The organism is Phaeovulum veldkampii DSM 11550 (assembly GCF_003034995.1).
In the GTDB taxonomy this organism is placed as follows: Bacteria; Pseudomonadota; Alphaproteobacteria; order Rhodobacterales; family Rhodobacteraceae; genus Phaeovulum; species Phaeovulum veldkampii.
Window position 1 is genome coordinate 1 of the sequence record NZ_PZKF01000027.1, and the last position, 12,782, is coordinate 12,782.

Below are 12,782 nucleotides of genomic sequence, written 5' to 3' on the forward strand. Positions count from 1 at the left end.
CGGGCTAAGTCAATACCAGTCAGACCGGACGCATACGAAGGAGGCAACAATGGCGGCGATCAACAAGCTGACGGCAAAGGGCGTTGCGGCCTTGAGCGAACCGGGCCGACACGCTGACGGTGGGAATCTCTACGTCAACGTGTCAAAAACCGGCGCCAAGTCGTGGATTTTCTTCTACCGACTGAACGGAAAGTTGTTGTTTGACACGACATTCTGCAGGTAATCGGAAGACCTCCGAAGAGGGCGGAAGTGGGCGGAAGGGTCAATAAAACAAGGGCCGCGGGGGGGTGGCGAGGGGTGGCGGGCGATGGCGAAGCGTGGAGTTGCGGCGGGCGAGGCGATCCTGCGATGTGAAACCGGGGATGCCAAACGGGCCGTGCCGCTTTCGCGGCTGATGGGGCTATCCGCCGAGGGAGGCGGCGGCCTGAGCGCGGGGCAGGCAGTGGCGCGCAAGCGCCGAAATGCTCTATTGCGCGAGGCGCGCGCATCCCGACCAGAATGGCGCGACGTCCCGGATCGGCGGGCGGCCACCCTCATGTTGCCCGCGCTCAGACGGTATCGGACCGGGGCATGGCAAGCTGACCGTGGTCGCGACACGGCACCTGCCGGTGATCCAGCCCGCGCCTGTTTCTGGCGGGCGCTGCGCCTTGGCGTCCCGGTGCCAGATAGCGTCGAAGGCCTCGCGTTGATCCTGATGGATGATTGATCACCACGCCCAAACTGCTGCGCCACCGGAATTGGAGCGGGCGGGTGTATCTCCGAGGTAACGAAACCCGGAGGCCCGCCAAATGTCCGACCCTTTCTCGAATTACACAATTTTGGCGCGGGGCGGCGTTCCCGCCACCCCGCCGCAACCCGCTCAGCCAGACCACGCGCCCCGCACCGCCGTGGTTGACGGCATCAAAGTTTCCGCTGACCGCCTTGAGGTGCTTGACCGGCTCGCGCGGACCCACAAGGCCACGCAGGCCGGGCTAGCCGACCGGGTGGCGGACCTCCGGGCCGACCGGCAGGACCACGGCGGCGGCCCTGCTTGGGGTCACAGCACGGCGTTTGCGGCAAATCGCAGATGCGGGCTACATCACGGTCCATCGCCGGGGCTTTACCACTGTCAGCAGCGCGGTCAGCGGGTATGTCCGTTCGTTGCGCGATGACGCCAAAAGCACCGAAGCCAGTGCCAGCGCCGCCCGCCAACACGCGGCCAAGGCTGCATTGATCCGGTCGCACACCGCCCGCCGCAAGGCCGCCTTGACTGCCCGCGCCGAGGCCGAGGACGTGATCCGGGCAGTTGCCGACGCGGCAACGCGACGGCTCCGGGATGCCCGTCTCCCGGCTGTTCCCCCGGCAGCGGGCCAGACCTTCCGGGCCGAAATCCTTGCGGCGTGCCGCCGGATCGAGCAAGCGCGCGATTGCGCGCTGCGGGCTTTGGCGACCGGCGATCTGACCGAACTCGACGGGGGCGCAAATGGATGAAGCGCGCCTCGTCTCCCTCCTGCGGGCCATGCCGATCACGGCGGGCCGCGCCCGCCGATTGTTCCCCGGCGCGGATATGACGGCGATCTGTGCCGCCGCGCCCCATGACGGGCGCGGGCGGTTTTTGACTTTTGGGCGGGCCTTCGAGCTCGCGCAGAAATGCGCCCAGCAAGAGGCGCAAGAGGTCAAGGCGGCCAACCAAGCTTCGGCGCGATCGCCTTGTAGGCGGCCGTGTCGCTCGCGTATTCGGCGCGGTTCTCTCGAAAAAGCCGAACACCGCGTTCGCGGAGCTCGGCCGGATAGGCGGGGGTGAATCTCTGCTTGGTCATAGGGCTCATCCTTTGAGTGTTTTACTCTCCGGTAAACCCGGGGCGGTTCACAGCATCTGTGACATTTGCGATCAGGGCCAGCAGCTGCTTTCGGAAGGCCGCGTCGCTCGGATCGCCCAGATGATCGAGGACAAGATGTTCGAAAGTGGCGCTGTTGACCCAGATCATGCGGCACTGATTTCCCTGCGCACCAAGTGCCCAGATAGGGCTGGCGATCTGGCCCGCTATCTTGCATCCTGTGGGCGATTGGTACGGGATAACAAGGCTTTGGCAAAGCTCAGGAAAGACGAAATGCGCGAAATGGTGCGAAGCTACTTCACCGCTTCGCTGGATCGGTATGTGGAGCGGTTGAACGATACCGGGTTTCATCATTCCGCCGCCACCTTCTTTCGTGGCGCCATCATGTCACGCATGACGCCGGAGACGCCGTCGGTCCTGACATCGATCACCAGTCCCTCCGATGTCACGGTGATCCGGCGCACCAGCAACTGCACGATCCGGGTCTGCTCCGCAGGGAACAGCTGACCCCAGACGTCCTCGAACGTCTGCAGCGCGGAGATCACATCGGCCTCGGCGTAGGCGTGACCCTCGCGCGCCAAGTGGGCAATGGGGGGCTCCTAAGGCCAAAATCTAGTTGCCGTAGAATGCCGCTACGCAGGTTTTCGCGGCGATCCCGTGCCGCAGCCATCGGCACGGGAGAGGCCTAAATTAGCCGCGCCCCGGTGTCGCGGCAAGCACCAGGTGCTTTTCCACCCGGCCTGTGGCAGCATGGACGAAACAGGAGGACAGAATGCCCACAATCTCGCGTGATTTCAAAGGCCAGACCGTCATCACCACGTTCGAGATGACCCCCGCCACCGCGCATGACCTGATGGAGGCGCTGCAAGCCGCCTATGCCGAGGTGATCTCGAAACAGCCCGGTTTCGTCGCCGCGGGGCTGCATATGAACGACGCCCAGACCCGCATCGCCAACTATAGCCAATGGACCCGGCGCGAAGATTATCAGGCGATGCTGCGCACCCCCGAAATGCGCGAGCGTAACCGCCACATCGCCACGCTATGCCGCCATTTCGAGCCGGTCATGTATGAGGTGATGGATGTGATGTAAGAAGTGCGGGGTTGTCGCCCATCCCGCACTGGCAGATTGCATCTGACGGATCAGAGGCTGGACGCGCTGTCCAGATAGCTGCCGGTGATGGCAGGAGAGAAACTTGACGGCGCCAGGTTGCGGCTCGTCGGTGTGGCGGCCCCGCGAGAAACAAAGCCACCTCGTCTCCCGTCAAGACACAGGAACAGGTGCGCATAGGCGCCCGACGCATATTGCGGCGCGTAGACTTCCCTGGTCGATGCATATTCGGCCCGAAGCCCTTTCGTGGCGCATATCCGCGCAGCTTCGGCAGTCACATCCGGCATAACCTTGGCATATTGCGACTGCACGGTGACGCTGTCTCCATTGAACTCGGTGACAACGGTCGGGGCGCAGGCCGACAGGGCGAGAAGCGCCAACGCAAGTTTCTTCATATCAATCCCCAACGTTCGAAATCTTGGATTTTCATCTTGAATGCTTGTTGGAAAATGGGCGCCAAAATATGGCCCGTTCCGGGCAGAAAGGTGCCGTCTGCGATCTCTCCTATCGCCCCCGCCGCTTGTTCCCGCCGCGCTGCCCCGCCCGGCCCGCGGTTGAACGGCCGCCCGCCTTCACGGCGGCTTCGGCTGCGGCCTCCACGTCGGATTGGCGTGCCAGCGGGTCGTCGGCCACGGCCAGTTCCACCGCCTCCAGCCGCTTCACCTCGTCGCGCAGGCGCGCGGCTTCCTCGAATTCCAGGTTCTCGGCGGCCTTTCGCATGGCTGTGCGCAGCGCGTCCAGATGGGCGGACAGGTTGGCGCCGACCAGCGGCTTGTCGATCCGGGCGGTGACGCGGGCCATGTCGGTGTCGCCCTTGTAAAGCCCCGCAAGCACATCCTCGACGTTCTTTTTCACGGTCGTCGGGGTGATGCCATGGACCTCGTTATAGGTGATCTGCTTGGCGCGGCGGCGGTTGGTTTCGGCCAGCGCGCGTTCCATGCTGCCGGTGATTCGGTCGGCATACATGATCACCCGGCCTTCGGCATTGCGCGCGGCGCGCCCGATGGTCTGGATCAGCGAGGTTTCCGACCGCAGGAACCCCTCCTTGTCGGCATCCAGAATCGCCACCAGCCCGCATTCGGGAATATCCAGCCCCTCGCGCAGCAGGTTGATGCCCACCAGCACGTCAAACGCCCCCAGCCGCAGGTCGCGCAAAATCTCGATCCGTTCGATCGTGTCGATGTCGGAATGCATGTAGCGGATGCGCAGGCCCTGTTCGTGGAAATACTCGGTCAGGTCTTCGGCCATCCGCTTGGTCAGCGTCGTGACCAGAACACGCAGGCCCTGCGCCGCCACGCGGCGGATTTCGTCCAGCAGGTCATCGACCTGCATCTCCACAGGGCGGATTTCCACCACCGGGTCCAGCAGGCCGGTGGGCCGGATCACCTGTTCGGTGAACACGCCGCCCGCCTGTTCCAGTTCCCATTTCGCCGGGGTGGCCGATACGAACACCGATTGCGGGCGCATCGCGTCCCATTCCTCGAATTTCAGGGGGCGGTTGTCCATGCAGGACGGCAGGCGAAAGCCGTGTTCGGCCAGCGTGAACTTGCGCCGGTAGTCGCCGCGATACATGCCGCCAATCTGTGGCACGGTAACGTGGGATTCATCGGCAAAGACAATCGCAGTGTCGGGGATGAATTCGAACAATGTGGGCGGCGGTTCGCCCGGCGCGCGCCCCGTCAGATAGCGCGAATAGTTCTCGATCCCGTTGCAGACGCCGGTCGCCTCCAGCATCTCCAGATCGAAATTGGTGCGCTGTTCCAACCGCTGCGCCTCCAGCAGCTTTCCTTCGTCGGTCAACTGCTTGAGCCGCAGCGCCAGTTCCGCCCGGATGCCCTTGGTGGCCTGTTGCAGCGTCGGCCGGGGGGTGACGTAATGGCTGTTGGCATAGATGCGGATTTTCTCGAACGTGTCGGTCTTGGCGCCGGTCAACGGGTCGAATTCGATGATCGCCTCCAGCTCTTCGCCAAAGAACGAAAACCGCCATGCCCGGTCTTCAAGGTGGGCGGGCCAGACCTCGACCGTATCGCCGCGCACCCGGAAGGCGCCGCGCACAAAGGACGCATCCAGCCGCTTGTATTGCTGCGCCACCAGATCGGCCAGAAACTTGCGCTGATCGTAAAGCCCGCCCACGGCCATGTCCTGCGTCATCGCCGAATAGGTCTCGACGCTGCCGATACCATAGATGCACGACACCGAGGCCACGATGATCACATCGTCGCGTTCCAGCAACGCGCGGGTGGCCGAGTGGCGCATCCGGTCGATCTGTTCGTTGATCTGCGATTCCTTCTCGATATAGGTATCGCTGCGCGGCACATAGGCTTCGGGCTGGTAGTAGTCGTAATAGGAAACAAAGTATTCCACCGCGTTGTCGGGGAAGAAGCCCTTGAATTCTCCGTATAATTGCGCGGCGAGCGTTTTGTTCGGCGCCAGAATGATCGCCGGGCGCTGGGTTTCCTCGATCACCCGCGCCATGGTAAAGGTCTTGCCAGTGCCGGTGGCGCCCAGCAGAACCTGATTGCGCTCGCCCGCCAGCACGCCGTCGGCCAGTTCGGCAATCGCCGTGGGCTGGTCGCCCGCCGCCTGAAACTCGGTCTTCATCACAAAGCGCCGACCGCCCTCCAGCTTGGGCCGGGTCAGCACCTCCGGGCGCAGGGTGGGGGCGTTGGTGGTGTTGTGCGGCATGGCGAACCCCTTGGATCAGGCGCCTAAGGTCGTTGCTTTTCGCGCGGATGCAAGGGGTCGGCGGGCTTGCGCTTTGATTGCGTCTTCACGATAACGGGGGCGGGAGTTTTGAGGGAGTCTGACCATGCGCGCGCGTATCTATCAACCGGCCCGCAATGCCATGCAATCGGGGATGGCCCGCAGCCACGGCTGGGTGCTGGAATTTCTGCCCGCCGAGCGGCGCGAGATCGACCCGCTGATGGGCTGGACCGGGTCAGGTGATACCCAACGACAGGTGCATCTGCGCTTTGCCACCCGGCAAGAGGCCGAGGATTACGCCCGCGACAATGGCATCGAGGTGGCGATCAGCGCCGCCCATCAGCGCAAGCCGAACGTCCGCCCCGGCGGATATGGCGACAATTTCGCCACCAACCGCCGCACCGTCTGGACGCATTGAGCCACTGTAATCAGACCACGATTGCTGCCGTATGGAGCGGGCTTTTCCATTTCGGGGCAGGCGTTTGGTAAATCGTTGAGGTCACAGGGCCGCCTTTGCAAGGGGTCAAACTGTATCTGCGCCGAGGCGATCAATGCCGCGGGCCGCGGCACGGGTTGGCCTGTGCTTTCAAAGCGCGATCTTCATGCTTTCGGATGGCGCTTGGCTGTGGTGAGGGCCGTCATGCTGTGACAGCGGGCGCTCTCGCCGGGGCAAGGGGGCCATCCATGTCGGCCTTATCCTGCGGCGTATCGGGCAGGCCCCGTCGACCCGGCTACCGCCGACCAGAAAAAGGGCGCCGGGCCACACGACGGCCGCGGCGGGTTGAATTTATGCCGGGGTGCGACGTCGGCCTAGGGGCGAACAGGGGCCGGATTGCCCCCTCACCCCTGCAACGGCCTGACCCCGATCTCGCCCTCGGCGCGGCTCTTCATCGCAGCGACGGCGGCGATGCTGGCGGCGGCGGTGGTAAAGTAGGGGATCTTGTCATAGAGCGCGACGGCGCGGATGTCGCGGCTGTCAGACACGGCCTGATTGCCCTCGGTAGTGTTCAGCACCAGTTGCACATCGCCGTTCTTCAGCCGATCCACGATGTTCGGGCGCCCCTCATAGACCTTGTTGACCACCTCGGCCTCAATCCCGTGGCCGGCCAGAAAGCCTGCGGTGCCGCGGGTGGCGACCAGGGCAAAGCCCATTTCGGTCAGTGTGCGGGCGGCCTCGGCCAGGTCGGCGGTCTTGTCCATTTCCTTGACCGACACGAACACCCGGCCCGTCTCGGGCAGATGCGTGCCAGCCCCCATCTGCGCTTTCAGGAAGGCGCGGGGGAAGTTGCGGTCCCAGCCCATGACCTCGCCGGTCGAGCGCATTTCCGGCCCCAGCAGCGTATCGACGCCGGGGAAGCGGGCAAAGGGCAGCACGGCCTCTTTCACCGAGAACCACGGCGTGTTGGGGTCGGCCAGCGTCAGCGGGTCGGCAAAGGGCAGGGGCGTTTCGGGGCCGACACCCTCGGGGTAGGGGGCGCGATGGGGGAAGTTGGCCATCGGCTCGCCCGCCATCAGCCGGGCGGCGATGCTGGCAATGGCGCTGTCGGTCGCTTTGGCCACAAAAGGCACGGTGCGCGAAGCGCGCGGGTTCACCTCAAGCACATAGATCACGCCGTCCTTGATTGCGAATTGCACGTTCATCAGGCCGACGACACCCAGCGCCAGCGCCATCTTTTCGGTCTGCACCTTCAGTTCGGCCACGGTGGCCGCATCAAGCGAATAGGGCGGCAACGAGCAGGCGCTGTCGCCCGAATGCACGCCCGCTTCCTCGATATGCTGCATGATGCCTGCGACATGAACGGTCTTTCCGTCGCTCAGCGCATCGACATCGACCTCGATCGCGCCCGACAGATAGCTGTCAAGCAGCACCGGGCTGTCGCCCGACACATGCACCGCAGAGGTGATGTAGCGTTTCAACTGGTCCATGTCGCGCACGATTTCCATGGCGCGGCCGCCCAGCACATAGGACGGGCGGATTACCAGCGGGAAGCCCACGCGCTGCGCGATTTCAAGTGCTTGCGCGTCGCTGCTGGCGATGCCGTTGACCGGCTGCTTCAGGCCCAGACGGTTCAGCAACTGCTGGAACCGCTCGCGGTCTTCGGCAAGGTCGATCGCGTCGGGGGTGGTGCCGAGGATCGGGATACCCTCGGCCTGAAGCGCATCGGCGAGTTTCAGTGGCGTCTGCCCGCCGAACTGCACGATCACGCCATGCAGGGTGCCGTTGTCTTGTTCCACGCGCAGGATTTCCAGCACATGTTCCAGCGTCAGCGGCTCGAAATACAGTCGGTCCGATGTGTCATAATCGGTCGAAACCGTTTCCGGGTTGCAGTTGATCATGATCGTTTCATAACCCGCCTTGGTCAGCGCAAAGCAGGCGTGGCAGCAGCAATAGTCGAATTCGATGCCCTGCCCGATGCGGTTCGGCCCGCCGCCGAGGATGACGACCTTCTTGCGGCCCGAGGGGCGGGCCTCGCATTCCACGTCGCCCATCGCGGGGGCCTCATAGGTGGAATACATGTAGGGCGTCTGCGCCTCGAATTCGGCGGCGCAGGTGTCGATGCGCTTGAACACCGCCTGAACGCCAAGGTTGCGGCGGGCGCGGCGCACCTGCGCCTCGTCCCGGCCGGTCAGTTTGGCAAGGCGTGCGTCGGTGAAGCCCATCATCTTCAGCGCGCGCAGACCCTTGTCGGTGACGGGCAGTCCCGAGGCGCGAATCTCGGCCTCGGTGTCGATGATCTCGCGGATGCGGGCCAGGAACCACGGGTCAAAGGCGGTGGCATGCTGGATTTCGTCGTTGGTCAGGCCGTGGCGCATGGCCTGCGCGATCAGGCGCAGCCGGTCGGGGGTTTGCGCCGAAATCGCCTTGATGACGGCGGCTTTTTCGGGGGCGCCGTCGATGGTGATCTCGTCAAAGCCGGTGAGGCCGGTTTCCATGCTCGCCAGGGCCTTTTGCACCGATTCATGGAAGGTGCGGCCGATCGCCATGGCCTCGCCTACCGATTTCATCGCGGTGGTCAGTTCGGCTTTGCTGCCGGGGAATTTCTCGAACGCAAAGCGCGGGATCTTGGTCACGACATAGTCGATGGTCGGCTCAAAGCTGGCAGGCGTGACCTTGGTGATGTCGTTGTCCAGTTCGTCCAGCGTATAGCCCACGGCCAGTTTCGCCGCGATCTTGGCGATGGGAAAGCCCGTGGCCTTGGAGGCCAGCGCCGACGAGCGGCTGACCCGAGGGTTCATCTCGATCACCACCATGCGCCCGTCGGCCGGGTTGATCGCCCATTGCACGTTCGACCCGCCGGTTTCCACGCCGATCTCGCGCAGCACGGCGATGGAGCCGTTGCGCATGATCTGATATTCCTTGTCGGTCAGTGTCAGCGCCGGGGCCACGGTGATCGAATCGCCCGTATGCACGCCCATCGGATCGACGTTTTCGATGGAACAGACGATGATGGCGTTGTCGGCGCGGTCGCGCACGACCTCCATTTCATACTCTTTCCAGCCCAGAAGCGACTCGTCGATCAGCACCTGCGCCACCGGGCTGGCATCCAGCCCCGAGCGGACGATGGCCTCATAGTCATCGCGGTTGTAGGCCACGCCGCCGCCGGTGCCGCCCAGTGTAAAGGCTGGGCGGATGATCGCGGGCAGGCCCACATATTCGATGGCGGCAATCGCCTCGGCCACGCCGGCGTTGATGTCATATTTGCCGTTCGCCAGCTTGGGTGCCGCGATGATCGTGGCCTTGGGGTTTTCCAGCCCGATCCGGTCCATCGCCTCGCGGAACAGCTTGCGGTCTTCGGCCATTTCGATGGCCTGCCGGTTGGCGCCGATCAGTTCCACGCCGAATTTTTCCAGCACGCCCATGTCGGCCAGCGCGAGGCTGGTGTTCAGGCCGGTCTGCCCGCCCATGGTGGGCAACAGCGCGTCGGGGCGTTCCTTCTCGATGATCTTGGCGACGATCTCGGGGGTGATCGGCTCGATATAGGTGGCGTCGGCCATTTCCGGATCGGTCATGATCGTCGCGGGGTTCGAGTTGACCAGGATCACCCGATAGCCTTCTTCGCGCAGCGCCTTGCATGCCTGCGCGCCGGAATAGTCGAACTCGCAGGCCTGACCGATAACGATGGGACCGGCGCCGATGATCAGGATCGAGTTGATATCGGTTCTTTTCGGCATGGTCTTTCCCCTTTGTCGTTCCGGCGCGCAAATTGACGGCGTTATAGTCTTGTGCGGCACCGGCGCAAGGGCCGATGGGCGCTGCGGCGCAGTCTGGCGCGCGCCGCGTGCTTGACTTCGCCGCGCAGGCGCGGTGTATCGGCGCGATATTGTCTACACCTCGGGAAGGGGATCACGATGCACGCCTATCGCAGCCATACCTGTGGCGATCTGACCGCCGCCCATGCCGGGGCCGAGGTGCGGCTTTCGGGCTGGGTGCACCGGGTTCGCGACCATGGCGGGGTTCTGTTCATCGACCTGCGCGATCATTACGGCATAACGCAACTGCTGTGCGATGGCGACAGCCCGGCCTTCGCCGCGCTGGAGGCTGCGCGCGCGGAATGGGTGATCCGCATCGACGGCCTGGTGAAACTGCGCGACGCGAGCCTGGTGAACCCCAAAATCGCCACCGGCGCGATCGAGGTTTATGTGCGCGCCGTCGAGGTGCTGGGCCCGGCCGAAGAACTGCCGCTGCCGGTGTTCGGTGATCAGGACTACCCCGAAGAGACGCGGCTGACCTACCGCTTCCTCGATCTGCGGCGCGAGGGGCTGCATGCCAACATGATGCTGCGATCGAACGTCGTGCGGTCCTTGCGCAACCGGATGTGGGACGCGGGTTTCAACGAGTTTCAGACGCCGATCATCACGGCGTCGTCGCCCGAGGGCGCACGCGATTTTCTGGTGCCATCGCGGCTGCATCCGGGCAAGTTTTATGCGCTGCCGCAGGCGCCGCAGCAGTTCAAGCAGTTGATCATGGTGGCGGGCTTTGACCGCTATTTCCAGATCGCGCCCTGCTTCCGCGACGAAGACCCGCGCGCCGACCGCAGCCCCACCGATTTCTACCAGCTTGACGTGGAAATGAGCTTTGTCACGCAAGATGATGTCTTCGCCGCGGTGCAGCCGGTGATTCAGGGCATCTTCGAGGAATTTGGCGGCGGGCGAGAGGTCAGCAAGGTCTGGCCGCAGATTTCCTATGCCGATGCGATGCTGTGGTATGGGTCCGACAAGCCCGACCTCAGGAACCCGATCAAGATGCAGGTGGTCAGCGAGCATTTCGCAGGCTCTGGCTTTGCGATCTTTGCCAAGCTGTTGGAGAACGAGGGCACCGAGGTGCGCGCGATCCCGGCACCCACGGGTGGTAGCCGCAAGTTCTGCGACCGGATGAACGCCTTTGCGCAGGCCCAGGGTCTGCCCGGCATGGGCTATATCTTCTGGCGCAAGGCCGAGGATGGCACGATGGAGGCGGCTGGCCCGCTGGCCAAGAACATCGGCCCCGAGCGGACCGAGGCGATCCGGCTGCAACTGGGCCTGGGTGAGGGTGATGCGGCGTTTTTCCTTGGCGGCAAGCCCGAGCAGTTCGAGGCGGTGGCGGGGCGCGCGCGCAATGAGATTGGCCGCGAGCTGGGTCTGACCGAGGAAAATTGCTTCCGCTTTGCCTGGATCGTCGATTTCCCGATGTATGAAAAGGACGATCAGGGCAAGATCGACTTCAGCCACAATCCTTTCTCGATGCCGCAGGGCGGGCTGGAGGCGCTGATGGGCGATCCGCTGAAGGTGAAGGCCTATCAATATGACCTGGCCTGCAACGGCTACGAGCTCATCTCGGGTGGGATACGCAACCACAAGCCCGAAATCATGTTCAAGGCATTCGAGCTGGCGGGTTACCCCGCGTCCGAGGTCGAAAATCGCTTCGGCGGCATGGTCAAGGCGTTCCGCTATGGTGCGCCGCCGCACGGTGGCTGCGCGGCAGGCATCGACCGGATCGTGATGCTGCTGGCCGACGAGCAGAACATTCGCGAGGTCATCATGTTCCCGATGAACCAGCAGGCCTGCGACCTGATGATGGGCGCGCCGTCCGAGCCGATGAACGAACAACTGCGCGAATTGCGCCTGCGCGTGGTGCCGAAGGACTGAGCAGGGCGCAGGGCGGGGCGCGCGGCGCAAGGCCGCGTGCCGGGGCGTCAGACCAGATGCGGCAGCGTGGCGGCGACGATGGAAAACGCCAGCGCCAGCGCGCCAAGGCTGAACACCGCCCAATGCGTGGCCCGGATCAGCCGGTCATCGGTGGTCGCGCGCAACAATCGGTGTTTCATGGCGCCCCCCCGGCGAATTGATCCGGCTATGATCTTTTGCGGTCAAATGCGGCGGCATTGCGGAAATTTCCGTGCACTTTCGGGGTGGCTGCGGCAGGCTGAACCAAAGCTGAAGGATGGGCAGGATGCAGCAGGGCAAGACATTCGGGGCACCCGTGCCGGGCTGGGTGGTGCCGCCGCCGCCTGGCCCGCAGCTTTTGGCGGGGCGCCACGTCCGGCTGGAGCGGCTGGACGCCGAGTCCCATGCCGATTCACTTTACCGGGCCAATGCCCAAGACCCGGCGATCTGGGATTATCTGCCCTATGGCCCCTTTGCCTCGGAGGCGGGCTATTATCGCTGGCTGGCCGAAATGGCCGCGCTGCCTGACCCGTTCTTTTACGCGATCCGCGATCTGGACAGCGGCCAGCCGGGGGGTGTGCTGGCGTTTTTGCGGATTACGCCCGAGGCGGGCACGATCGAACTGGGCCATATCAATCTTGCGCCTCGGTTGCAGCACAGCCGCGCCGCGACCGAGGCGATGATGCTCGCCATCGGTTGGGCCTTTGGCGTGGGCTATCGGCGGTTTGAATGGAAATGTGACGCGCTGAATTTGCCGTCACGCCGTGCCGCGCAACGGCTGGGGCTAAGCTATGAGGGCGTGTTCCGGCAGGCTGCCGTGGTGAAAGGGCGCAACCGCGATACCGCCTGGTTTGCGGCGACAGATGCCGACTGGCCGGGCCTTCAGGCGGCCTATGAGGCCTGGTTGGCGCCCGGCAATTTCGACGCCACGGGCCATCAGCGCGAACGCCTGTCCGATCTGACGCGGCTGGTGCGCGTCGCCGCAGACCCGGCGCTGGGCGAGACATAGG

13 protein-coding genes are annotated in these 12,782 nt (G+C 64.2%); 8 read left to right on the forward strand and 5 right to left on the reverse strand.

The window, feature by feature from the left end; translation table 11 throughout:
- The 3 genes from C5F46_RS11460 to C5F46_RS11465 all read left to right on the forward strand — a co-directional run.
- Nucleotides 1-223, forward strand: a 223-nt coding sequence (locus C5F46_RS11460; RefSeq protein WP_210203000.1) for an Arm DNA-binding domain-containing protein, incomplete at its 5' end; no start/stop codon positions are given.
- Nucleotides 224-307: 84 nt separating this feature from the next.
- Complete coding sequence (locus tag C5F46_RS16445; RefSeq protein ID WP_133618556.1) at nucleotides 308-706, forward strand: hypothetical protein; 399 nt, start codon at nucleotides 308-310, stop codon at nucleotides 704-706.
- A 344-nt stretch (nucleotides 707-1,050) separates the two neighbouring features.
- Nucleotides 1,051-1,470 (forward strand): hypothetical protein, encoded by a 420-nt coding sequence (locus C5F46_RS11465; RefSeq protein ID WP_107325487.1) that lies wholly within the window; start codon nucleotides 1,051-1,053, stop codon nucleotides 1,468-1,470.
- Between the two features lie 185 nt (nucleotides 1,471-1,655).
- Here C5F46_RS11465 and C5F46_RS16655 read toward each other — a convergent pair whose 3' ends face one another.
- A complete protein-coding gene (locus tag C5F46_RS16655) occupies nucleotides 1,656-1,799 on the reverse strand; it encodes a hypothetical protein (protein ID WP_168796886.1) in 144 nt (47 codons plus the stop codon).
- 120 nt (nucleotides 1,800-1,919) lie between these two features.
- Between C5F46_RS16655 and C5F46_RS17120 the strand changes: the two genes are divergently transcribed.
- Both C5F46_RS17120 and C5F46_RS11480 read left to right on the forward strand, forming a co-directional pair.
- Nucleotides 1,920-2,324, forward strand: a complete 405-nt coding sequence (locus tag C5F46_RS17120; RefSeq protein WP_235820158.1) for a hypothetical protein — start codon at nucleotides 1,920-1,922, stop codon at nucleotides 2,322-2,324.
- 265 nt (nucleotides 2,325-2,589) lie between these two features.
- The gene (locus tag C5F46_RS11480; RefSeq protein WP_107325488.1) at nucleotides 2,590-2,907 is read left to right on the forward strand and encodes an antibiotic biosynthesis monooxygenase family protein; all 318 of its coding nucleotides are present in this window, start codon (nucleotides 2,590-2,592) and stop codon (nucleotides 2,905-2,907) included.
- A gap of 50 nt (nucleotides 2,908-2,957) precedes the next feature.
- On the opposite strand, the gene C5F46_RS11485 is transcribed toward C5F46_RS11480, so the two are convergent.
- Together C5F46_RS11485 and uvrB are read right to left on the reverse strand one after the other, a co-directional pair.
- On the reverse strand, nucleotides 2,958-3,320 hold the full coding sequence (locus tag C5F46_RS11485) for a hypothetical protein (RefSeq protein WP_107325489.1): 363 nt from the start codon (nucleotides 3,318-3,320) through the stop codon (nucleotides 2,958-2,960).
- 109 nt (nucleotides 3,321-3,429) lie between these two features.
- Entirely contained in the window at nucleotides 3,430-5,610 is a 2,181-nt protein-coding gene (gene uvrB, locus C5F46_RS11490) for an excinuclease ABC subunit UvrB (protein WP_107325490.1), read from the reverse strand.
- Nucleotides 5,611-5,734: 124 nt separating this feature from the next.
- On the opposite strand from uvrB, the gene C5F46_RS11495 reads away from it, so the two are divergent.
- Nucleotides 5,735-6,046 (forward strand): ETC complex I subunit, encoded by a 312-nt coding sequence (locus tag C5F46_RS11495; RefSeq protein ID WP_107325491.1) that lies wholly within the window; start codon nucleotides 5,735-5,737, stop codon nucleotides 6,044-6,046.
- Nucleotides 6,047-6,468: 422 nt separating this feature from the next.
- On the opposite strand, the gene carB is transcribed toward C5F46_RS11495, so the two are convergent.
- Nucleotides 6,469-9,801 carry a carbamoyl-phosphate synthase large subunit gene (carB, locus tag C5F46_RS11500; protein WP_107325492.1) on the reverse strand — a complete coding sequence of 1,111 codons (3,333 nt, stop codon included), beginning with the start codon at nucleotides 9,799-9,801 and terminating at the stop codon, nucleotides 6,469-6,471.
- A gap of 177 nt (nucleotides 9,802-9,978) precedes the next feature.
- Between carB and aspS the strand changes: the two genes are divergently transcribed.
- Nucleotides 9,979-11,754: an aspartate--tRNA ligase gene (aspS, locus tag C5F46_RS11505; protein ID WP_107325493.1), complete on the forward strand. Its 1,776-nt coding sequence runs from the start codon at nucleotides 9,979-9,981 to the stop codon at nucleotides 11,752-11,754.
- Nucleotides 11,755-11,801: 47 nt separating this feature from the next.
- Here the strand turns inward: aspS and C5F46_RS17210 are convergent, their stop codons facing one another.
- Nucleotides 11,802-11,933, reverse strand: coding sequence for a hypothetical protein (locus C5F46_RS17210; protein ID WP_268935663.1), 132 nt, complete (start codon nucleotides 11,931-11,933; stop codon nucleotides 11,802-11,804).
- Between the two features lie 125 nt (nucleotides 11,934-12,058).
- Here C5F46_RS17210 and C5F46_RS11510 point away from each other — a divergent pair, with 125 nt between their 5' ends.
- The gene (locus C5F46_RS11510; protein WP_107325521.1) at nucleotides 12,059-12,781 is read left to right on the forward strand and encodes a GNAT family N-acetyltransferase; all 723 of its coding nucleotides are present in this window, start codon (nucleotides 12,059-12,061) and stop codon (nucleotides 12,779-12,781) included.
- Nucleotide 12,782 lies beyond the last annotated feature (1 nt).

Coding starts and splice junctions, on each gene's coding strand:
- C5F46_RS11510 (WP_107325521.1), top strand. CDS start 12,059: ATGCAGCAGGGCAAGACATTCGGGGCACCCGTGCCGGGCTGGGTGGTG.
- uvrB (WP_107325490.1), bottom strand. CDS start 5,610: ATGCCGCACAACACCACCAACGCCCCCACCCTGCGCCCGGAGGTGCTG.
- C5F46_RS16445 (WP_133618556.1), top strand. CDS start 308: ATGGCGAAGCGTGGAGTTGCGGCGGGCGAGGCGATCCTGCGATGTGAA.
- carB (WP_107325492.1), bottom strand. CDS start 9,801: ATGCCGAAAAGAACCGATATCAACTCGATCCTGATCATCGGCGCCGGT.
- C5F46_RS11480 (WP_107325488.1), top strand. CDS start 2,590: ATGCCCACAATCTCGCGTGATTTCAAAGGCCAGACCGTCATCACCACG.
- C5F46_RS11495 (WP_107325491.1), top strand. CDS start 5,735: ATGCGCGCGCGTATCTATCAACCGGCCCGCAATGCCATGCAATCGGGG.
- aspS (WP_107325493.1), top strand. CDS start 9,979: ATGCACGCCTATCGCAGCCATACCTGTGGCGATCTGACCGCCGCCCAT.
- C5F46_RS17120 (WP_235820158.1), top strand. CDS start 1,920: ATGATCGAGGACAAGATGTTCGAAAGTGGCGCTGTTGACCCAGATCAT.
- C5F46_RS11485 (WP_107325489.1), bottom strand. CDS start 3,320: ATGAAGAAACTTGCGTTGGCGCTTCTCGCCCTGTCGGCCTGCGCCCCG.
- C5F46_RS16655 (WP_168796886.1), bottom strand. CDS start 1,799: ATGACCAAGCAGAGATTCACCCCCGCCTATCCGGCCGAGCTCCGCGAA.
- C5F46_RS17210 (WP_268935663.1), bottom strand. CDS start 11,933: ATGAAACACCGATTGTTGCGCGCGACCACCGATGACCGGCTGATCCGG.